The organism is uncultured Cetobacterium sp., from assembly GCF_947039425.1.
Taxonomy (GTDB): domain Bacteria; phylum Fusobacteriota; class Fusobacteriia; order Fusobacteriales; family Fusobacteriaceae; genus Cetobacterium_A.
This window is the reverse complement of the sequence record NZ_CAMQYW010000003.1, coordinates 1-21434: the sequence shown is the minus strand read 5'-3', so window position 1 is coordinate 21434 and position 21434 is coordinate 1. Positions and strand designations below refer to the sequence as shown.

25 protein-coding genes and 7 tRNA genes are annotated in these 21434 nt (G+C 25.3%); 29 read left to right on the top strand and 3 right to left on the bottom strand.

What is annotated here, in order from left to right; translation table 11 throughout:
- The first annotated feature begins 57 nt into the window (after window positions 1–57).
- The 24 genes from Q0V09_RS00720 to Q0V09_RS00605 all read left to right on the top strand — a co-directional run bounded on the left by Q0V09_RS00720 (window position 58) and on the right by Q0V09_RS00605 (window position 13126).
- Window positions 58–870 carry a histidinol-phosphatase HisJ family protein gene (locus tag Q0V09_RS00720; protein WP_297404289.1) on the top strand — a complete coding sequence of 271 codons (813 nt, stop codon included), beginning with the start codon at window positions 58–60 and terminating at the stop codon, window positions 868–870.
- A 13-nt stretch (window positions 871–883) separates the two neighbouring features.
- A complete protein-coding gene (locus Q0V09_RS00715) occupies window positions 884–1447 on the top strand; it encodes a hypothetical protein (RefSeq protein ID WP_297404292.1) in 564 nt (187 codons plus the stop codon).
- Window positions 1444–1596 carry a hypothetical protein gene (locus Q0V09_RS00710; protein WP_297404293.1) on the top strand — a complete coding sequence of 51 codons (153 nt, stop codon included), beginning with the start codon at window positions 1444–1446 and terminating at the stop codon, window positions 1594–1596. Before Q0V09_RS00715 ends, Q0V09_RS00710 begins: the two co-directional genes overlap by 4 nt.
- A gap of 8 nt (window positions 1597–1604) precedes the next feature.
- Entirely contained in the window at window positions 1605–2741 is a 1137-nt protein-coding gene (locus Q0V09_RS00705) for a GspE/PulE family protein (RefSeq protein WP_297486737.1), read from the top strand.
- Window positions 2738–3892, top strand: a complete 1155-nt coding sequence (locus Q0V09_RS00700) for a type II secretion system F family protein (RefSeq protein ID WP_297486734.1) — start codon at window positions 2738–2740, stop codon at window positions 3890–3892. The genes Q0V09_RS00705 and Q0V09_RS00700 overlap by 4 nt, the downstream gene beginning before the upstream one ends.
- A gap of 16 nt (window positions 3893–3908) precedes the next feature.
- Complete coding sequence (locus Q0V09_RS00695; protein ID WP_297404298.1) at window positions 3909–4349, top strand: type II secretion system protein; 441 nt, start codon at window positions 3909–3911, stop codon at window positions 4347–4349.
- The gene (locus Q0V09_RS00690) at window positions 4334–4789 is read left to right on the top strand and encodes a prepilin peptidase (RefSeq protein ID WP_297404300.1); all 456 of its coding nucleotides are present in this window, start codon (window positions 4334–4336) and stop codon (window positions 4787–4789) included. The genes Q0V09_RS00695 and Q0V09_RS00690 overlap by 16 nt, the downstream gene beginning before the upstream one ends.
- Entirely contained in the window at window positions 4786–5112 is a 327-nt protein-coding gene (locus Q0V09_RS00685) for a prepilin-type N-terminal cleavage/methylation domain-containing protein (RefSeq protein WP_297486732.1), read from the top strand. The genes Q0V09_RS00690 and Q0V09_RS00685 overlap by 4 nt, the downstream gene beginning before the upstream one ends.
- Window positions 5099–5632, top strand: a complete 534-nt coding sequence (locus tag Q0V09_RS00680) for a hypothetical protein (RefSeq protein WP_297404303.1) — start codon at window positions 5099–5101, stop codon at window positions 5630–5632. Before Q0V09_RS00685 ends, Q0V09_RS00680 begins: the two co-directional genes overlap by 14 nt.
- Window positions 5604–6185, top strand: coding sequence for a hypothetical protein (locus Q0V09_RS00675; protein WP_297404304.1), 582 nt, complete (start codon window positions 5604–5606; stop codon window positions 6183–6185). The genes Q0V09_RS00680 and Q0V09_RS00675 overlap by 29 nt, the downstream gene beginning before the upstream one ends.
- Window positions 6136–6840 (top strand): hypothetical protein, encoded by a 705-nt coding sequence (locus tag Q0V09_RS00670; protein WP_297486729.1) that lies wholly within the window; start codon window positions 6136–6138, stop codon window positions 6838–6840. The genes Q0V09_RS00675 and Q0V09_RS00670 overlap by 50 nt, the downstream gene beginning before the upstream one ends.
- A gap of 158 nt (window positions 6841–6998) precedes the next feature.
- Window positions 6999–7460: a hypothetical protein gene (locus Q0V09_RS00665; RefSeq protein ID WP_297486726.1), complete on the top strand. Its 462-nt coding sequence runs from the start codon at window positions 6999–7001 to the stop codon at window positions 7458–7460.
- Window positions 7460–9010 (top strand): hypothetical protein, encoded by a 1551-nt coding sequence (locus Q0V09_RS00660; RefSeq protein WP_297404309.1) that lies wholly within the window; start codon window positions 7460–7462, stop codon window positions 9008–9010. Before Q0V09_RS00665 ends, Q0V09_RS00660 begins: the two co-directional genes overlap by 1 nt.
- 2 nt (window positions 9011–9012) lie before the next feature.
- Window positions 9013–9993 (top strand): D-glycero-beta-D-manno-heptose-7-phosphate kinase, encoded by a 981-nt coding sequence (gene rfaE1 / locus Q0V09_RS00655; RefSeq protein WP_297486723.1) that lies wholly within the window; start codon window positions 9013–9015, stop codon window positions 9991–9993.
- A gap of 19 nt (window positions 9994–10012) precedes the next feature.
- Window positions 10013–10489 carry a 2-C-methyl-D-erythritol 2,4-cyclodiphosphate synthase gene (gene ispF, locus Q0V09_RS00650; RefSeq protein WP_297404313.1) on the top strand — a complete coding sequence of 159 codons (477 nt, stop codon included), beginning with the start codon at window positions 10013–10015 and terminating at the stop codon, window positions 10487–10489.
- A gap of 60 nt (window positions 10490–10549) precedes the next feature.
- A tRNA-Val gene (locus Q0V09_RS00645) sits at window positions 10550–10625 on the top strand.
- A 3-nt stretch (window positions 10626–10628) separates the two neighbouring features.
- Window positions 10629–10705, top strand: a tRNA-Asp gene (locus tag Q0V09_RS00640).
- 35 nt (window positions 10706–10740) lie between these two features.
- Window positions 10741–10816 (top strand) — tRNA-Thr (locus Q0V09_RS00635).
- 17 nt (window positions 10817–10833) lie between these two features.
- Window positions 10834–10908, top strand: a tRNA-Glu gene (locus Q0V09_RS00630).
- Window positions 10909–10911: 3 nt separating this feature from the next.
- Window positions 10912–10995: transfer RNA gene (locus Q0V09_RS00625), tRNA-Ser, on the top strand.
- Window positions 10996–11026: 31 nt separating this feature from the next.
- Window positions 11027–11102 (top strand) — tRNA-Phe (locus tag Q0V09_RS00620).
- 18 nt (window positions 11103–11120) lie between these two features.
- Window positions 11121–11195: transfer RNA gene (locus Q0V09_RS00615), tRNA-Cys, on the top strand.
- A 98-nt stretch (window positions 11196–11293) separates the two neighbouring features.
- Window positions 11294–11755 (top strand): S-layer homology domain-containing protein, encoded by a 462-nt coding sequence (locus Q0V09_RS00610; RefSeq protein ID WP_297404314.1) that lies wholly within the window; start codon window positions 11294–11296, stop codon window positions 11753–11755.
- A 21-nt stretch (window positions 11756–11776) separates the two neighbouring features.
- On the top strand, window positions 11777–13126 hold the full coding sequence (locus Q0V09_RS00605; RefSeq protein ID WP_297404315.1) for a glucose-6-phosphate isomerase: 1350 nt from the start codon (window positions 11777–11779) through the stop codon (window positions 13124–13126).
- A gap of 42 nt (window positions 13127–13168) precedes the next feature.
- On the opposite strand, the gene Q0V09_RS00600 is transcribed toward Q0V09_RS00605, so the two are convergent.
- Window positions 13169–13984 carry a carboxypeptidase-like regulatory domain-containing protein gene (locus Q0V09_RS00600; protein WP_297486719.1) on the bottom strand — a complete coding sequence of 272 codons (816 nt, stop codon included), beginning with the start codon at window positions 13982–13984 and terminating at the stop codon, window positions 13169–13171.
- A gap of 97 nt (window positions 13985–14081) precedes the next feature.
- Here Q0V09_RS00600 and Q0V09_RS00595 point away from each other — a divergent pair, with 97 nt between their 5' ends.
- From Q0V09_RS00595 to leuS, 4 genes are all read left to right on the top strand, one after another.
- Window positions 14082–14654, top strand: coding sequence for a DUF1694 domain-containing protein (locus Q0V09_RS00595; protein WP_297404318.1), 573 nt, complete (start codon window positions 14082–14084; stop codon window positions 14652–14654).
- Window positions 14635–15927 carry a UDP-N-acetylglucosamine 1-carboxyvinyltransferase gene (gene murA / locus Q0V09_RS00590; protein ID WP_297404319.1) on the top strand — a complete coding sequence of 431 codons (1293 nt, stop codon included), beginning with the start codon at window positions 14635–14637 and terminating at the stop codon, window positions 15925–15927. The genes Q0V09_RS00595 and murA overlap by 20 nt, the downstream gene beginning before the upstream one ends.
- 10 nt (window positions 15928–15937) lie before the next feature.
- Window positions 15938–16666, top strand: coding sequence for a 23S rRNA (guanosine(2251)-2'-O)-methyltransferase RlmB (rlmB, locus tag Q0V09_RS00585; RefSeq protein ID WP_297404321.1), 729 nt, complete (start codon window positions 15938–15940; stop codon window positions 16664–16666).
- A 72-nt stretch (window positions 16667–16738) separates the two neighbouring features.
- The gene (gene leuS / locus Q0V09_RS00580) at window positions 16739–19351 is read left to right on the top strand and encodes a leucine--tRNA ligase (RefSeq protein ID WP_297486715.1); all 2613 of its coding nucleotides are present in this window, start codon (window positions 16739–16741) and stop codon (window positions 19349–19351) included.
- A gap of 45 nt (window positions 19352–19396) precedes the next feature.
- On the opposite strand, the gene Q0V09_RS00575 is transcribed toward leuS, so the two are convergent.
- Window positions 19397–19750 (bottom strand): zf-TFIIB domain-containing protein, encoded by a 354-nt coding sequence (locus Q0V09_RS00575; protein WP_297404324.1) that lies wholly within the window; start codon window positions 19748–19750, stop codon window positions 19397–19399.
- A 2-nt stretch (window positions 19751–19752) separates the two neighbouring features.
- Entirely contained in the window at window positions 19753–20565 is an 813-nt protein-coding gene (locus Q0V09_RS00570; protein WP_297486712.1) for a shikimate dehydrogenase, read from the bottom strand.
- Between the two features lie 100 nt (window positions 20566–20665).
- Here Q0V09_RS00570 and Q0V09_RS00565 point away from each other — a divergent pair, with 100 nt between their 5' ends.
- Window positions 20666–21310 carry a Crp/Fnr family transcriptional regulator gene (locus Q0V09_RS00565; RefSeq protein WP_297404327.1) on the top strand — a complete coding sequence of 215 codons (645 nt, stop codon included), beginning with the start codon at window positions 20666–20668 and terminating at the stop codon, window positions 21308–21310.
- The last annotated feature ends 124 nt before the right edge of the window (window positions 21311–21434 follow it).

Sequence of the window (21434 nt, the reverse complement as noted above, 5' to 3'; positions counted from 1 at the left end):
TTTATTAGATAAAAAATAAGAAATATGATATTATAAAATAAAAAACAGGAGAGAAAAATGTATTTAAGCGATTACCATATTCATAGTAATTTTTCTGGTGATTCTGTTGAAGATTTAGAGAATATAATTAAAAGAGCAAAAGAATTAGAACTAAAAGAGATTGCTATAACAGATCATATGGATTTAGATACAGGAAGTATTTATGATAGTAATTTTATATTAGATTTAAATAAATATATCCCTAAACTTCTTGAGTTAAAAGAAAGAGAAAGAAAAAATATTGATATAAAAATAGGGATGGAATTTGGAATTCAAAGCCATTTAGGGATGGAAGCTGAGAAAATAATAAAAAATCATCCCTTTGATTTTGTAATTTCTTCAATACATTCAATAAATAAAATACTAATTGATCAAAAAGAATATTGGAGAGATAAAACAAAAGAAGAAGGACAAGAAAAATACTTTTTAGAAGTTTTAAAATGTATAAAATCTTATGATACCTTTAGTATTCAAGGTCATTTAGATTTTATAAGTAGATATGGAGGAGAAGGGAAAAAAGGTTTTATTGATTATACTAAGTATGATGATATAATTGATGAGATTTTAAAAGAATTAATAGATAAAGGAAAAGGGATAGAAATAAATACTTCAGGTATAAGATATTTAGAAAATAGATTTTATCCATGTAACTCTCTAGTTAAAAGATATTTTGATTTAGGCGGAGAGATAATAACAATAGGATCAGACTCTCACAAATCAATAGATATTTGTAAAAATTTTTCAGAGGTCTATGATTTTTTAGAGAGTATAAATGTTAAATATATATCTTCTTTTGAGAAAATGAAGATTGAATTTAAAAAATTTAGATAAGTAGTAGGTGTCTATGATTAATAATAAGAAAGCAAAAGGATTAACATTCTTGGAAACAATAGCAACAATTGCCATTATTTCCAGTGTTAGTCTTTTTTTTTATATAAAATTAAATAAGTTTGAAGAAAAAAGAGATTTAGAAATCTCAAGAAGATTAATTAAAAATACTATTTATAAATATACTCTTCAATCAGTATTTTCAAAAGAGAGATATAAATTAGAGATTTATTTAATAGATAAAAAAATAGATATAAAAGGAGAAAATTATAAAATAATTGAAAGTATACATCTTCCTAAAAAATTAAAGTACGAAATAATATATAAATATCAAGGAGGGCTAGTTTTTAATGTAGAGACAACACCAAATGGCAATCTATCAAAGGCTTTTACAATTTATATTTGTGATTATAATAACTTAGTACAAAATAGAATATCTTTTTATACATTTCAAATAGAAAAAATTTTAAAAATAAATTCATATATAAATTTTTCAGCTGGAAAAATAAAATATATAGAATTACCTTATTATCATTATAGTGAAGATAGCAAGAATAGGAAAGGATGGAAAATAGAATGAAAAGTTTATTTTTTTTATGTTTATTAACTATAGTTTTATTGAAAGTTATAAGTAAAAAAGGAGAGGAGATGAAAGTTTATATTAAAATATCTACTACTGAAGAGAAAGATTCTTTTAAAATTTTACTAATAGAAAGATATTTAAAATAAAATTCTAAATGGAAAAAAATTTATATTTTAAAAGGGAAGTTTTTATAATACAGGAAAAAAATTTTTATAAAGAAATTATTTTAGAACTGTTAAATGAAATTTTATTAAAATCTTATTTAGATAAAGTTTCAGATATACATATTGAATCTCAAGAAAATAATGTAAGGATTAGAATGAGAGTTGATGGAACTCTTTATATTTTAAAAAATATTGAAAAAGATTTAGGTATCAAATTAATTTCTAAGTTAAAAATTTTAAGTGAACTTGATATAGGAGAAAAAAGATTGCCTCAAGATGGTAGATTTAAAGGGATGTATTTAGATGAAAAGTTAGATTATAGAGTTTCAATAGTACCTACTCTTTTTGGTGAAAAATGTGTAATTAGAATTTTAAAAAATAATTTATTAGATTTAGACTTAAATAAATTAGGTTTTAGCAAGTTAAATTTAAATACTTTATATGGAGCTATTGGGAAAAAAAGTGGTTTAATTCTTTGTGTTGGGCCCACGGGTTCTGGAAAGACAACAACGCTCTATTCAATTATAAACTACTTAAATAAAGAGAATTTAAATATAGTGACAATAGAAGACCCTATTGAATATCAATTAAATGGAATAAATCAAATACAATATAAGAAAGAGATAGGATTAGATTTTTCAGAAATTTTAAAAAGAGTTTTAAGACAAGATCCAGATGTAATTTTAATTGGAGAAATAAGAGATATAGAAACAGCAAAAATTGCACTAACAGCTTCTCTAACAGGACACCTAGTTCTAACAACTTTGCATACTAGAGATTCAATTTCAACTATTGAAAGACTTTTAGGTTTTGGAATAGAGCCTTATATAATAGCTTCTGGACTTTCATTAATTCAAAGTCAAAGATTATTAAGGAAAATTTGTATATCCTGTAAAGGAATAGGGTGCAGTGAGTGTCTTAATGGATTTAATGGAAGAGAGGCTGTTGAAGAAGTTATAGTTATTAATGATAAGATTAGGAGTTTTATACTTGAAAATAAAGGTACGGAAAAAATGAAAGAGTATTTAATATCTCAAAATTTTATCTCTTTAATAGACAATGGAAAACAGAAAATAAAAAATGGAATTACAACAGAGGAAGAATTAAATAAAGAGTGTTTATTATGAAGATAGTAACTTATTTGTATTTTGATAAATATAAAATTTTAAAAACAAGTGAAATTATAGTTGAAAATAATATTGAATTAAAAAATTATTTAACATTAAAAAATAAGATGTTAATAAAAATAATAACATCTCAAAAACATACAAAAATAAAAAGAAAGGATCAAGATTATTTTTTCTATAGCACAGGAAAACTTTTAAAATCAGGAATTCCACTAAAGAAATGTTTAGAACTTCAAGTTGAAAATTCTAAAAACAGAGTAGTAAAAGCATATTATAAAAGGATTATTTGGAAACTGGATTTGGGAGAAGATATTTTTTCAATTTTAAAAGCAGATAATATATTGAGTAAGTCTGAAGAACTATTAGTTTATGTATTTGAAAATTCAGGTGATTTAAGTGATGGTTTTTTTAAAATCAACAACTTAAGAGATCGAAGGGATAAATTAAAAAAAGAAATAATAACTTATTTAATATATCCTTTATTGATTTTAGTACTATCAACAATAATAATTATTTTAATGTTGATTTTTATAGTTCCAAATTTTGTTGAAATTTATGAATCAACAGAAATAGAATTGCCACTTGTAACAAGAATAATAATAGGATTTGCAGATTTATTTAGAAAGATTTTATATGTGATGGTCATCTTATTTTTTAGTAGTTTTTTCTTTATTAAGAAATTATTAAAAAACAGATTAAAAATTTTAAGAATTCCGTATATAGGAAAATGGATAATAAATAAATTTGTAATTGATATTTTAGAAAGTTTAGCACTGTTATTAGATTCTGGTTTTTCATTGGAAAAATCAATAGATGTAATTTTAGAAGGAATTTCAAGGAAAGAGATAAAGGATAGTTTTTCAATTCTTAAAGAGATAAAAATGGGAGATTCTATTTCAGAAGTACTGAGTAGAACAAATTTACTTTCCAATATTGAAATTAATATGATTAAAATTGGGGAAGAAGGTGGAGATTTATCAAAAATGTTAAAAGACATTTCATTTATGAAAAAAGAAATTCATGAAAATAAATTAAAGATATTGTTAAAATTATTAGAACCAATTTTATTATTGATAATAGGACTAATAATAAGTTTTTTTATAATTGGACTTTATTTACCAATTTTAAATATGTCAGAAACAATTCTATGATAAAGAGAGGTAACTTATGAAAAAAAAAGGATTTAGTATTGTTGAGATTGTTTTAGTTTTAGGTGTAATAGGTATTTTAGCAACTTTTTTAGTTCCTAAAACGAGAGTTTACTTAGCAATGGCAAAGGACAATAAAATGATATCAAGTTTAAACGGAATTCGTATGGCATCGGAAACTTACTATTTAGAAAATGGAAAAGAATTTTTTTTAGATGATGGAAATATAGCAATATCTCAAATAGAATTAGATAAATTAAAAAATTATTTAAATGAATCTTTAAAATTAACAGGAGTCAATTTACTGCTAGAGATTGGAGGAAGTAAGACAGATGCTGATGAAATAAAATATGGAGGAGATGTAGAAGTGTATATAAACAATAATAATGAAATAAAAATAAGAGCTACTTCTGCAGTTGGACCTAAAAATATAAAAGGTGAATTATGGGAAGAGATGTAACTTTATTAATAATAGTAGTAATCTTTATTTTAATTAGTATTATTGATATAAAGAAAAAAATAATTCCAAATACCTTAGTAATTATTTTAGGCATCTTATCTTATTTTTATAATTGTATAAATTTTACGTTAGAAGATATTTTTTTGGGAGGTTGTGTTTACTTAACAGCTTTTTCTTTAATTTATGGTTATGGATCAGATTTTTTAAAAAAAGAGTGTTTAGGTTTTGGAGACGTAAAACTTTCTTTTTCATTGGGAATACTCATGACATATACAACATTGTTAGATGTTGTTTTTTTTATAAATATGACATTTTCATTAGCACTATTATATTATGTTTTAGTTATGATTTTAAAGAAACATAAAATAGAAGAGATACCCTTAGGACCATTTTTAATTATATCAACAATAGTAAAGTTATTAAATAGAGGATTATTATGAAGAATAAAGGTTTTACCTTTATAGAAACAATGATATCTTTGATAATTATTTCTATATTAATAAATCCAATATATAAAAATATTATTTTTTTTAAAAAAGAATTAAAGAATTTAATATTTTTAAATTTAGTAGAAGATGAAATGGAGAAATTAAGGTCTTTTTATTCTAAAAATAATTTTAATGAGAATATGCAAGATAAAAATAAAATATTAGTACTAGAAAAGAAGAAAGTATTAATTAGAGAAAATTTATATAAAATTGTGTTAAGAATAAAGTTAAAAAACAAAATAATAAGAGAAAGTGTTTTATATGTATACGAATAAAAATAAAAAAATGGGATTTACTCTTGTAGAGGGAGTTACTATTGTCTTTATAGTATCTATCTTAGTTTTAATTTTAGTTAATTTAACAAAAATATTAGTAATAGAAAAAAAATTATATACAAATATGATTTTATTTAATAATAAAACAAGATTTGTCTTTTTAAGAATTCAAAAAAATTTAAAAAATTCATTAGAGTATAAAATTTTAAACAGAACCTCTGGAATATATTTGAATTTAGATTATTCTTCAAATGGTAGAAAAGAAGGGAATATTTTAGTAATTAAATACGGAGTAAAAAAAAGAGAAAAATTTATAAATAAAGCTCAAATATATCATTTAATATACAATGATTTTATTTCTATAAAAGGAGAGTTTGTAGGAGATATGATTATAATTGAAAAAGGAACAAGAGAAAGTATTATAGATAATTTTTTTGGAAAGTTTTATTTAAAAGAGTATGGTGTATCTTTAAAGGGAAAAGTAGGAATATATGAATTTAAAAATAATTTTAAAGATTAGAGGAAGCATATTATTTACAACTATATTTTTATTTACTTTAATAACTTGGATTATATCTTTAATTGGAATTTTTTACAGTGGAAATATTTCAGAATTAAGAAATAGAAAAATAAATAATGATAAAAATTGGGAAATAAAAAAATACTATATTTTTGGGGAACAAGAATTAAAAAGAGGAGATACTTTAATAAATAAAGGTGAGTATAAAGATATTATAGATTATTTTGAAGGAGTAGAAAAGGTTTGGTTAAAAGAGGGAGTTTATTCTAAATCAAATTATACAAGAAAGAAGGTATATCAAAATAATAGGGAAGTTAAAGGAGAGATAAAGCTAATAAAAAACAGAGAAAATAAATTAGAAATTTTTTTAATAAAGGAAAATATTATTGATAGTATGAAGATTGAATTTTTAATTTTATTATTTTATAAGTATAAAATAAATAATCTAGATATTTTTAAACCAGATATTAGAATTATTAAATCTTTTAATGTGGAGAATATTGATGAAAAAGTTGAATATAACCGAGAGAGGAATAATATTAGAAGAAAATAATGAAATTTTAAATAATGTTATTTATAATGAAAAAAAAGATATAGTTTATGAAGTATATAAATTGTTTTCAGAATATGAAAATATTGGAGAAATTGAGGTTGTTTTAAAAATTCAATTGGAAAAAAATGATATTGAAAACATAGATAATATTATTATTAATAGCAATGGAAAATTAATAAAAAAAAGAACAATTGGAAAAGGATTAAAAAAAATAATATTAATTTTTACATTAATCCTTTTAGGAAAGATAATGATATTTTCTTATTTGTTTATAAAATATAAAAGTTTAAAAAGAGAATTGTTAATAACAAATAAAATTTTACTAAAAAAAGAAAAAGATATTTTTAAAATACAAGAATCAATAAATCTTTTAAAAGAAGAGTTGACAATAGGGGAAAATGGTTTTAAAAAATCTAAATTATTTGAAAATAATATAGAAAGAATAATAAAAGGTTTAGATAAAAATATATTTTTAGAATATATAGACATAAATAATAATATGATTGAAATAAAAGGATATAGTAAGAGTGTAGATGAAGTTTTAACTTTTGAAAAAAATTTATTATATTATTTTAATAATAAATCAATAAAATTTGATTATATTAAGAAAAGAGGTGGCTTAATATATTTTTTAATAGAGTTAGAGAGTTTGTAAAGAATAATATAAAGATAGTAATATTAACAATAATAATTTTTGAACTTATATTGATTTATTATGTTTTTGTAAAATTAGTATTAGATTCTAAAAAAATAAAAAATAAAATTGAAATAAAACATAAAAAAATTAATTTAATAGACAGAGATATAAGGGATTTGAATATTTTATATAAAGAAACTAAATTATCTAGTGATAAAAGAGAAAAAAATAATAAAAACTTGAAAGAGATAAATAAAGAAAAAAAGTTTAATTCAACAGGAGAATTTATAAATTTTATTGAAAAATTATGCAAAAGACTACAATTAAATTTATTATTAGTAGATAGAGAAAAAAATATTAATGAGAAAAATAATGATAAGAAAATATATTTAGAAATTTATGGAAAAGAAAAAAGGATTCTTAGATTTTTAAAAAGCATAGAAAAATCTGAAATGTTTTTAACTTTGAAAAAGAGTAATTTCCTTTTAAAGAAAACTAAAAATACTATGGTATTAAAGGTGGAAGTTATGTATATTATCAATAATAAAAAAGAAAAAGTTAAGGCTTTAAAGAGAAAAGAGATATATTTTAAAAAAACTAAGGAAAGAAATATTTTTAATTTAAGAGAGGGATTTTAATGAAATATTTAATTATATATATATTATTGGTAATAAAGATTTTATCAAAAGATATCTATACAGATGAATTAGATATAAAAGATGCAAAACTTTCAGATGTAGTAGCAGAACTCTCTAGAAAATCATCAAAAACTATATTATGTGATTTAGAAACTAAAGATGAAATAATAGATGTTTTTTTTAAAGAGAAAACCTCTATAAAAAAAATATTAGAAACTATTAAACTAGCTTATAATTTAGATATTATTGAAAAAAATGATATTATTCTATTAAAGAAAAATGGAATAAATAGAAATATTTTAGCAGGAAAGATATTAAATAGAGATTCTGGAGTGAGAGATATACTTATAAAATTAAGAAGAAATAATGAAGAATATATTTGTAAAAGTGGAAATTTTGGAGAATATTTATTTGAAAATATTAATGATGGAGTTTACTATATATCAATTGATCACAAGTTATCCAAGGGTTACTCTTATAATGGTGAATTTATAAAAATAAAAAAAGGAATTAACGAAAGAAATATATTTTTAAAAATAGATTCTAAAAAAAATACTAATATGTTGGAAGAAAATATTCAAAAGAATGAAAAAAATGTTATAATAGAAAATATTTCTTTAAAAAATAGTCATCATTTGGAAATAAAGAAAACTTTAAATGAAATATTAGGAAGTTCTATAAAAATATCTTCTAATAATAGAAATAATAGTATTATCTTATTTGGAAATAGCGATATGGTTTTAGAAGTAAAAAAATTAATAGGTAATTTGGATAAAAAAGTAAAACAAGTAAAAGTAAAAGCAGAAATTCTTGATATAACAGAAAATAAATTTAAAGATATTGGTTTAAATCTTTCTTTAGGTAATAAAAAAGAGGATATTGATTCAGGTTTATCTTTTGGAGTTTTAACAGAAAGTTATATTGATGGAATAGGTGATATATTAGGAAGTTCTATAAATTTTATAAGTAAATTTAATAATGAAAAAAATGTTTTGAATTTAAATTTAAAACTTCTAGAATCAACACAAGATTTAAAGACAAGTGCCTTACCGTCTATTATACTTTTAAGTGGTGAAACTGGAAATTTAAAAATGGTGGAAGAAGTTATTGTAGGACAGATAAAAGAAGAGAACACAGAAAATGATGAAGTGAATTATCAGCCTATATTTAAAGAAGCAGGAATAATTTTAAAAGTAACTCCTTATGTAAAAGAAGATAACTATATATATTTAGAAATTGAACTAGAAGCAAGTGATTTTAAATTAAAAAAAACTTTTAAAAAAGATGAGGAAAATGAAAATGATGGAACCTTTAATTCTGAAGGAGGATCAAAAGTTTCAAGAAGTTTAAAAACAAAAATACGAATTAAACATAATGATATATTAATAATAGGAGCTTTAAAAAAAGAGGGAAATAGAAAATTGAAGGATAAAGTCCCTTTTTTAGGAGATATTCCAGTACTTGGAAATTTATTTAAAAATGATTCAAGAAGAAAGGAAAATACAGAACTTTATATTAAATTAAAAGCAGAAATTATAGAGGAGAATTGATTATGAAAAAAGGTAGACTAGGAGAGATTTTAGATAGTTTTAAAAATCTTAAAGTTGCAGTTGTTGGAGATATGATGTTAGATGATTATTTAATAGGAAATGTAGATAGAATATCTCCAGAAGCTCCAGTTCCAGTTGTATCAGTAAAAGAGGAAAGATTTGTTTTAGGAGGAGCAGCTAATGTAGTAAATAATTTATCTACTTTAGGAGCTACAACTTTTTGTTTTGGTGTAATAGGTGATGATTTTGATGGTGATAGACTGATTAGAGAGTTTGAAAAAAAATCAATAGAAACAATGGGTGTTGTTAGAAGCACATCAAGACCGACAATAGTAAAAAGAAGAATAATCGGTGGAAATCAACAATTATTAAGATTGGATTGGGAAGACTCAAGAGCTATTTCAGAGGATCTTGAAAAATCTTTGTTGAAACATATAGAAGCAAAAATAAAGGAACTTGATGCCATAATTCTTTCTGATTATGATAAAGGGGTTCTAACACCTAATGTTGTAAAAAGAATTATATCTTTATGTAAAGAAAATAATATAATTGTAACAGTTGATCCTAAACCAAAAAATGCTATGAATTATATAGGGGCTACTTCAATGACTCCTAATAGAAAAGAAGCGATAGAGTGTTTAGGAAAAACTAACTTTGATAGTATTATTGAAATTGGACAAGAACTTAAAGAAAAATTACAATTAGATAATCTTTTATTAACTAGAAGTGAAGAGGGAATGAGTTTATTTCAAGGAGAAGAGATTATAAATATACCAACATATGCAAAAGAAGTATTTGATGTAACAGGAGCTGGTGACACAGTAATCTCTGTATTTACAATGGCTTTAGCATCAGGAGTAAAAATAGAAGAAGCAGCAAAAATAGCAAATACTGCAGCAGGAGTAGTAGTTGGAAAAATGGGAACATCAATAGTAACTAAAGATGAAATAATAGAGTTTTATAATACAATTTATAAAGACTAAAATTAGGAGTATTTATATAATGATAAAAATAGGAAATGGATATGATGTTCATAAATTGGTTGAGGATAGAAGATTGATTTTAGGTGGAGTAGATATTCCTCATATAAAAGGTGTTCTAGGACATTCAGATGGAGATGTTTTAATTCATGCAATAATGGATGCACTTTTAGGTGCATTGGCTCTAGGAGATATTGGACAGCACTTTCCAGATACTTCAAAAGAGTTTGAAGGAATTGATAGTATGATTCTTTTAGAAAGAGTATATAATTTAATTGATTTAAAGGGATATAAAATAGGGAATTTAGATTCTATAATTGTAGCTCAAAATCCTAAATTAAAACCTTATTTAAATACAATGAGAGAAAAAATATCTGAAGTATTAAAAACAGATATTAATAATATAAGTATAAAGGCAACAACGGAAGAAAAGTTAGGATTTACAGGTAAAGAGTTAGGGATAAAATCATATTGTGTGGTTATTTTATTAAAAAAATAAAAACATGTAAAAAATAGTTGCATCAAAGAGTAGTTTATGCTATACTACTCTTGTCTTAAAGGAAGCATAGCTCAGTTGGGAGAGCACCTGCCTTACAAGCAGGGGGTCACTGGTTCAAGTCCAGTTGTTTCCACCATATGGGGGTGTAGCTCAGTTGGTTAGAGCGCATGCCTGTCACGCATGAGGTCGCGAGTTCGACCCTCGTCACTCCCGCCATTTATTAAAATTAACAAAATTAAATATATATCAAAGCCGCTTTAGCTCATCTGGTAGAGCAACTGACTTGTAATCAGTAGGTGATTGGTTCGACTCCGATAAGCGGCACCACTAAAATTCAATAGGATGCTCCGTTCGTTCAACGGTTAGGACAATAGATTTTCACTCTATAAACAGGGGTTCGATTCCCCTACGGAGTACCATATGGAAGGCTACCCTAATTGGTAAGGAACCGGTCTTGAAAACCGGCGTCGCAAGACTTCAGAGTTCGAGTCTCTGGCCTTCCGCCATAAGGTATTTTGCAGGAATAAAAAAAGGTTTGCCCAGATAGCTCAGTCGGTAGAGCAGGGGACTGAAAATCCCCGTGTCGGTGGTTCGATTCCGCCTCTGGGCACCATTTTTTAACTTAATAGAAGGCGACGTCGCCAAGTGGTAAGGCAGAGGTCTGCAAAATCTCTATTCACCAGTTCAAATCTGGTCGTCGCCTCCAAGATAACAACAAACAGCTTTAGAGCTGTTTTTTTTTTGTTTTTAATGATATAATAAACGAAATAAAATATAAAATGAACTGTAAAAAGAGGGATAAAAATGAAAAAAATTATTGTATTATATTTTACATTAATAACAATGATTTTGGCACACAATCCGCCTAAAAAAGGTTTGATTTTTGAAGATGTTCCTAAAAATCATTGGGCATATAAAGCCATAGATAATTTAGTTCAAGAGGGGATAATTTCAGAGAATAGCTATCTATTTAAAGGTGAGGTACCTGTGTCAAGATACACATTTGCTGAAGGATTAGATAGAGCTTTTCAAAATTTAAATGAAAAAAAAGCGAATAGAGGAGATTTAGTAATTTTAGAAAGTTTAGTTTATGAATTTTCTAGAGAATTAACTAAAATAGGATTTGACTCAGAAACCTTTAATGGTAAGATAGAAAACATAAGAATGGATATAGAATTTTTAAAGAAAAAAACAGATGAAACTAATGCTTCTGTTATTGAACTTGAGAAGAGAGTAAAAGCTTTGGAAGAAAAAACTGGTATTTAAATTAAGTTGGAGGTATAGATTATGAAAAAATTATCATTTGATTATTCAAATGCGTTAGAATTTTTTAATGAAAATGAACTTGCTTTAATGGAATCACAGTGTTTATTAGCAAAAGATATGTTAATGAATGAAAAAGGAGCTGGAAAAGATTTTTTAGGTTGGATAAATTTACCCACAAATTATGATAAAAATGAATTTAACAGAATAAAAAAAGCTTCAGAAAAAATAAAAAATGATTCAGAAGTATTGGTTGTTATTGGAATTGGAGGGTCATATTTAGGTGCAAGATCAGCTATAGAATTCTTATCTCATACTTTCTATAATAACCAAAAGAAAGAAAATAGAAAAGGACCAGAAATATACTTTGCGGGACAAAATATATCTGGAAAATATATAAAGGAATTATTAGAAATAATAGGGGATAGAGACTATTCTGTAAACATAATTTCTAAATCAGGAACAACAACAGAACCTGCAATAGCTTTTAGAATTTTTAAAAAACATTTAGAAGAAAAATATGGTGTCGATGAAGCAAGAAAAAGAATATATGCGACAACAGATTCTAAGAAAGGTGCTTTAAAAAAATTAGCAACAGATGAAGGATATGAAACATTTGTAGTACCTGATAATGTAGGAGGAAGATTTTCTGTTTTAACAGCAGTGGGATTACTACCAATATCTTCAGCAGGAATTAATATAGATGAATTAATGGAAGGTGCAAGAGCAGCTCAAGAGGATTATAAAGCTCCGTATAATGAAAATGATTGTTTAAAATATGCCACAATAAGAAATATTTTAAATAGAAAAGGGAAAGATATTGAAATGCTTATAAATTATGAACCAAGACTTCATTATATTGGAGAATGGTGGAAGCAATTATTTGGAGAATCAGAAGGAAAAGATGGAAAAGGATTATTTCCAGCAGCAGCAGATTTTTCAACAGATTTACATTCAATGGGGCAATATATTCAAGATGGAAAAAGAAGTTTAATTGAAACTTTAATAACTATTGAAAATCCAGAATATGATATTTTAATAGAGAAAGATGAGTTAGACTTAGATGGATTAAACTATTTAGCAGGTAAAGGAATGGATTTTGTTAATAAAAGAGCATCTGAAGGAACAATACTAGCCCATGTAGATGGAGGAGTACCTAATTTATTAATTAATTTACCAGAAGCTACACCATATCATTTAGGATATATGTTTTATTTCTTTGAAAAAGCGTGTGGTATAAGTGGATATATTTTAGGGGTAAATCCTTTTGATCAGCCAGGAGTGGAAGCTTATAAGAAAAATATGTTTGCATTATTGGGAAAAGCAGGATATGAAGAGGAAGCTGAAAAATTAAATAAAAGATTAAAAAAATAGAGATAAAAAAATGGCAAAAGTTATTTAAACTTTTGTCATTTTTTATTTTGTAAATATATTATACTGTCTAAAATCTTTATTTAAAGTAAAAGCTTCGCTTCTAAATTTATAAATTGGAACTTTAAAATAAACATTTTTAAAATACCGGATATCTCTAAACTCAAAAATACCATATTCATTAGTTCTTACTTTAGAAATTTTTTTATTAGTTAAACCATTAATAATCTCTATTTCTGTATTTTTTAAAAAAGAATCTTCATTTGAAAGAGTTCCAGATAAAAAATAAGTTTTTTCTTCAAGTTTAATAGAAATATCATTGATATATTTTTCTTTTTCAATTAAAAGAGCAGTTCCATTTCCATAATAACCTTTTTTAGTGGCAAATATTGAAATTAATCCTTCTTTTCCTTGGAAAGAAAAAAATCCATTATTATCACTCTTTAGATTTTCTAAATTTTCTCCAATTTTCACTTTAATATTGGCATTTTTAATAGAATTTCCATTTTGATTTAGAATTCTTCCAGATACTAAAATTTTATTATCGACCATATTTAAAATTAGAGGTTCAGGATTGTTAAAAATATAATCAACAAAAAGATCAGTATTCTCAAGAGATGAATAACCGGTTTTTTTAACAGTAACTCTATATTTATTTTTAGGTAAAGTAATGGCAAAGTTTCCATTTATATTTGTTTTTGTAGAATAAACTTTATTTTCACTATTAAAAAAAGAAATTTTAGCATTTCCTAATCGATACTCTTTATCAACGACAAATCCAGAAATAGAGATGAAATTATCTCTTCCAAAAAGAGAAAATGAGAAAATTATAAAAAAAACAAAAAAATACTTGAATCTCATTTAAACCTCCTATTTGCTTAATGTTATATTTTATAATTATATCATTTTTTTGAATTTATGTGTTATAATTATTGAGAAAAACTAAAATTTATTGAAGGTGATTATTTTGGTAGATAATATCATAATGGAAAAAGAAAAAGCTAAAATGCGATTTTTTAAAATGCAAAGCGAAAAGCTTGAGTATTTAGGTGAATTTAAAGAAAATGTAATTATAGCATTAGATAGAATGGATATAGAAAAAAATTTAATAAGATTTGAAATAAAAGAAGCTATGAAGAATAAAAATGCAATTTTATTAAAAATAAAAAGAGATATAAAATTAAATTTGATAAAACCTTATATAGATGAAGCAGAAAAGCAAGGGCTTAGATATATGTTAGTAGATGATTTGACATATAGAGGTAGTGTAGGATTAGTAGTTGTGACAAGTGAAAGTTTAGATAATGAATCTGAAGATATTATCTTAGAAAGCTCTACTAAAGTTTTTACAGATGCAGGATTAAGTGAAAATTTTGCCCATGCAATTGGAGAAAAAATATGTTCTAAGCATTATAAAGAGTTAGAAGAAAAATTACCAGAATATTTAGATAAGTTTGAAAAAATGAATATTTTTGATAAGTTTTTAGGAAGAGAGTGCATAATAGACAGATATGATGAAAAGGAGAGATAAGGTGAGCATAGAAGCATTTAAAATAATAGGTGGGAAAAAAATAAATGGAGAATTATCAGTAGAAGGGGCAAAAAATGCAGCCTTACCAATATTTGTAGCAACATTAATTGAAAAGGGAACATATATACTGAAAAATGTTCCTAATTTAAGAGATATTGTAACATTAACTAAATTATTAGAAAGTCTAGGTTTAGAAATAGAAAAATTAAGTAATCATTCATATAAAATAGTAAATACAGGATTAAAATCACTTGAAGCTTCATATGATTTAGTAAAAAAAATGAGAGCTTCATTTTTAGTAATGGGTCCAATGCTAGCTCATGAAAAAAAAGCGAGAGTTTCTTTACCAGGAGGATGTGCAATTGGCTCTAGACCAGTTGATTTACATTTAAAAGGATTTGAAGCTTTGGGAGTAAAGATAAATATAGATCATGGATACGTTGAAGGAGAAACAGCTGAACTTATTGGAAACAAAGTTGTATTTGATTTTCCAAGTGTGGGAGCCACAGAAAATGTAATTATGGCAGCTGTAAAAGCAACAGGAATTACAATAATTGAAAATGCAGCTAGAGAGCCAGAAATTGATGATCTTTGTAATTTCTTAGTAAAAATGGGAGCTAAAATAAAAGGTATAGGAAGTGGAAGATTAGAAATAGAGGGTGTAAAAAAATTATATCCTTGTGAGTATTCAATTATGCCAGATAGAATTGTAGCAGGAACATTTATAGTAGCCTCTTTAATGTTTGATGGAGAGATTAGTGTAAAAGGAGTTGTAAGAGATCATATTGAAAGTTTCATATCAAAACTTGAAGAAATGGGAGCAGAATTTGAGATCGAAGGAGATGTTTTAAGAACAAAGACAAAACTTTCTCAATTGAAACCTGCTAAAGCTACAACAATGCCTCATCCAGGATTTCCAACAGATCTACAATCTCCTATGATGACATTAATGTGTTTAGTAGATGGAACAAGTGAGATAAAAGAAACTATTTTTGAAAATAGATTTATGCATGTTCCCGAATTAAATAGAATGGGAGCAAATATAAGTACAGATGCTAATATGGCAAGAGTAACTGGAATAAAAAACTTCTCATCAGCTGAAGTAATGGCAAGTGACTTAAGAGCCGGAGCTTCGCTAGTTTTAGCGGGATTATTAGCAGAGGGAGAAACTATAGTAAATAGAATTTATCATGTTGATAGAGGATATGAAAATTTAGAAATAAAATTACAAGCTCTTGGAGCAAATATAGAAAGAATAAAAGTTGAAATATAAAGGAGAAAAAATGGAAAACGTAGAAAATTTAGAAAAAGTTATAGGAATTAATCCTGTTATTGAGTTATTACAAAATAAATCTAACAATATTGAAAAAATAGAGATATTTAAAGGTATGAGAGAAGAGAAATTAGGGAAATTAAAAGCCTTAGCCTCAGCAAGAAATGTAAAAATATTTTCTGTTGGTAAAAAAGAGGAAAATTCCCAAGGTGTCGTAGCATATTTAAGTAATTATGATTACTATATAACAATGGGAGAATTTTTAGAAAAAATAGCAAGAGATGAGAAATCAATTGTATTGGTTTTAGATGGAGTACAAGACCCGAGAAACTTTGGAGCAATAATAAGAAGTGCAGAAATATTTGGAGTAAAAGGAATAATTATTCCAGAAAGAAATGCAGTTAAAATAAATGAAACGGTAATCAAAACATCAACAGGAGCAATAGAACATGTTGACATTATAAGAGTAACAAATATATCAGATGCTTTAGCTCAATTAAAGAAATTAGATTTCTGGGTTTATGGAGCTGAAGGTTCAGGGAAAAAATACTATCATGAAGAGAAGTATCCAAATAAAACTGCATTAGTATTAGGTAGTGAAGGGGAAGGAATAAGAAAAAAAGTTAAAGAAAATTGTGATATTTTAGTAAAAATTCCAATGCATGGAAAAATAAACTCATTAAATGTTTCTGTAGCAGGAGGAATAATACTTTCTGAAATTGCTAAAAATTTATATTAATCTCTTTTATTTCAAGCAAAACTGTGTTATATTAGATACTAAAAAATTAAAATTAAATAATGAGGTGAAAGAATGAGAGAGTATAATTTTGGTGAAATCGAAAAGAAATGGCAAGAAGAATGGAAAAATCAAAATTTATTTAAAACAGAAAATAAAGTAGAAGGAAAAGAAAATTATTATGTCTTAGAAATGCTACCTTATCCTTCAGGAAAATTACATGTAGGTCATGCTAGAAACTATACAATAGGAGATGTAATTGCTAGATATAAAAGAATGAAAGGATTGAACGTTCTTCACCCAATGGGATGGGATTCTTTTGGATTACCAGCAGAAAATGCAGCAATTCAAAATGGAGCCCATCCAGCTATATGGACAAAATCAAATATTGAAAATATGAATAGACAATTGAAAATGATGGGATTATCTTATGATTGGGATAGAGAAATTGCATCGTATACTCCTGAATATTATAAATGGAATCAATGGATTTTCAAAAAAATGTATGAAAAAGGATTAGTTTATAAAAAGAAATCTACAGTAAATTGGTGTCCAGATTGTCAAACAGTACTAGCTAATGAACAAGTAGAAGATGGAATGTGTTGGAGACATTCTAAAACTCCAGTAATTCAAAAAGATTTAGAACAATGGTTCTTTAAAATAACTGAATATGCTGATGAATTACTTCAAGGACATAAAGAGTTAAAAGAAGGATGGCCAGACAAAGTTTTAACTATGCAAAAAAACTGGATAGGAAAATCTTATGGAACAGAAGTTAATTTAAAAATAATTGAAACTGGAGAAAATTTACCAGTATTTACAACTAGAGTAGAAACTTTATATGGAGTGACATATGCAGTGATAGCTCCAGAGCATCCATTAGTTGATGAGATATTAAAAGTGAATCCAAGTATAAAATCGTCTGTTTTTGAAATGAAAAATACAGATATGATTGAAAGAACAGCAGAAGGAAAAGAAAAAACAGGTATAGCAACAGGATGGCATGTAATAAATCCAGTTAATGGAGAAGAGATCCCTTTATGGATTGGTGATTATGTTTTAATGAATTATGGAACTGGAGCTGTGATGGCTGTTCCAACTCATGATGAAAGAGATTTTGCTTTTGCTAAAAAATATAATTTACCACTAAAGGTTGTTATTAATCCAATAGATAAAAAGACTAAAGAAGAGATTGTAATTATTCCTTCTGAAATGGCTAATGCTTTTGTTGGAACAGGAGTAATGACAAATTCAGATAAATTTAATGGAATATCATCAAAAGAAGCTTTAACAAAAATTGCAGAATATGTTGAAGAAAAAGGTTATGGAGAAAGAACAGTAAAGTATAGATTAAAAGATTGGGGAGTTTCAAGACAGAGATATTGGGGAACTCCAATTCCAGCATTATACTGTGAAAAGTGTGGTATAGTAATGGAAAATGATGAAAACTTACCTGTGAAATTACCAACTGATGTTGAATTTAGTGGAAATGGAAATCCATTGGAAACATCTGAATCTTTTAAACATGCAGTTTGTCCAAAATGTGGGGGAGAAGCAAGAAGAGATACAGATACAATGGATACATTTGTAGATTCATCTTGGTATTTCTTAAGATATTGTGATCCTAAAAATACAGATCTTCCTTTTGCTAAAGATATAGTTGATGGTTGGGCACCAGTAGATCAATATATTGGTGGAATTGAACATGCAGTTATGCATTTATTATATTCAAGATTTTTCCATAAAGTATTAAGAGATATGGGATTACTTTCATCAAATGAACCTTTTAAAAGATTATTAACTCAAGGAATGGTATTAGGACCATCATACTATTCAAATGCAGAAAATAGATTTTTATATCCAGAAGATGTTGAAATTAAAGGAGCTCAAGCTTTCTTAAAAACAACAGGAGAAGAGGTACAAGTAAAAGTAGAAAAAATGTCTAAATCAAAAAATAATGGTGTAGATCCTGAAATAATGATAAATAAGTATGGTGCTGATACAACAAGATTATTTATTATGTTTGCTGCTCCTCCTGAAAGAGAACTTGAATGGAATGAAAATGGATTAGCTGGTGCTGCAAGATTTTTAAATAAAGTTTGGAGATTAGTTTTAGAAAATAAAGAGTATTTAGAAGATAAAAAATCTATAGATTACTCAAAATTAACAAAAGAAGACAAAGCTTTAGTTAGAAAATTACATCAAACAATTAAAAAAGTAACTGAATCAATAGAAGCGGATTATCATTTTAACACTTCAATTGCAGCAACAATGGAATTGTTAAATGAGATGCAAGATTTTAGAGCTAATATTTTAGGAACTGAAAAAGAAACTACTGAATCTAAAAAAATATTTAGAGAAGCTATGATAAATGTAGTTATTATGTTATCTCCATTTACTCCTCATTTTTGTGATGAATTATGGGAAGAGATGGGAAATGCAGGGAAGTTATTTACAATAGCTTGGCCAATATATATAGAAGAGTTAACAATAGCTGATGAAGTAGAAATAGCTGTTCAGGTAAATGGTAAATTAAGAGGTACTTTAGAAGTAGATAGAAGTATTCCTAAAGATGAAATAGAAAAAATGGCTTTAGAAATAGAAAATGTAAAAAAATTCATTGAAATGAAAGAAGTTATGAAAGTAATTGTAGTACCTGGAAAAATAGTAAATATAGTTGTTAAATAAATTATAAAAAAGAGATTAACCAAAAATTCATTTTGGTTAATCTCTTTATTTTTTGAATCTATCCCAGAAACGAGGCTTATTAGCTTGTTTCATTTTTTTTGCTTCAGCTTGTTCTTTGTGAAAATTAGACCAATTTGGATTTTTTTTCATATTTTTTTTCATTTGCTTCATATAATTGTATGTAGCTTTAGTGTTTTTATATTTAGTTACAATATTAAATTTAATATCCTTGAAAGTTTGAATAATTCCTTTAAAAAAAGAAGAAACTTTGTATATTCCTCTTTTAAAATGATTGAATTTATAAACTTCTTTACAGTTAGGACATCTATACTTTGCAACTTTATCCATTATTTTCATTTTTTCTTTACATTTAGGACAAGTAATAATGATTTTTTTCATTTTTATTTCACCTCTTTATTTTTATTATATGCAATATTTATTAATTTACTATATATGTTATTAGTATTAATTGATAGATTATTCCAAATTTCTTCTGATTTTACTCCTTGTGAAATTAACATAAATAAACCATTTTCACAAATTTTCTTATATTTTTTTCCAATTTTTATAAATTTAGTTTCTTTTGGATTATATATTAAATCTAAAAGGAAGTCAAAATTTTGAATAATACCTTCATCAACAGGTGACTCATTAATATTAGGATAAGTTCCTATAGGAGTTGCATTGATTAATAGATAACCTTTTTCATTTATTAAATCTATATAAGAAATTATTTTAGTATTTTTAAATAAATGAGATATTTCATCAGGATTTCTACTAACAATAATAGGAATGCCATCACAATCTACAATAGATTTCCAACAAGCTTTTGCAGCTCCACCAGAGCCAAGAATAAAAACTTTTTTATTTTTTAAAGAGAGGTTCATTTTTTTGAAAGTTTCAAGAATGCCTAAATAATCTGTGTTATATCCGAAAAACTTTCCGTTAATAACTTTTACACAATTGACTGCTCCAATTTCTAAAGCCTCTGGAGAAATATAGGCTAAAAATTTTATAATATTTTCTTTGTAAGGAATGGTAACATTAAATCCACTAATATCACTATTTTTTATATTTGTAATAATATTTGCAATATTATTATTATCAAGAATACTATATGTAGCTTTTATAGAAGTAGAGTTGAAAATCATTGTATGTAAAATAGGAGAAAAAGAGTAATTAATATTATTACCTATGAGAACAAATTTTTTCATAAAGATCACCTCGTTTTATTAAATATTATATTATTAAATATAGAAAGAAACAATCATATTTGCTAATATATAGATAAAATAAATGTGGGGGTTGAAAATATTGGAATTAAAAAATATAAAAAACGTTAGAATTTTTGAAGGAGTTTCTTTAAAAGAAATAAAAAACATCTTTGAAAATATAAATTACTCTTTTGTAGAAATTGAAAAAAATGAAATATTATTTTTTAGAGGAGATGAATTAAATACATTTAATATAATATTAAATGGAGAGTTAAGCGGAGAGATGTTAAAAGAAAATGGTGAAATAAAAAAAATAGAAAATTTAAAAACTGGAGATATTATAGCATCAGCTTTTATTTTTGGGGATTCTAATATCTTACCTGTTGATTTAAGAGCTCTGAAAAATACAAGACTGATATCTATAGATAAGGACGAATTTTTAAAAATATTTGTTTTAAATAAAAAAATTTTAAAAAACTTTTTAGATGAAATTTCTAGCAAAACACAATTTTTATCTAAAAAGATATGGAAAAGTTTTACCATAAAAACAATTAAAGAAAAATTAGATGATTATATAGAAGAAAATATGAAAAATAATGAAATTCACTTTGAAAAAAATGTTAAAGAGTTAGCTGAAATATTTTCAGTGAGCAGACCATCACTATCGAGAGTATTAAGTGTCTATTTATCTGAAGGAAAATTAGAAAAGATTGGTAAAAATAGCTATAAAATAAAAAATAAATAAAAAGAAAAAAGTTATTGACAAAGTTTAAAAAAAATGATAATATATTTCTTGTAACGAGCACAACTCGGAACACAACAGAAGGACATTAACAACCGAATAGAGAAAATAGTCAGAAGTTATGAAA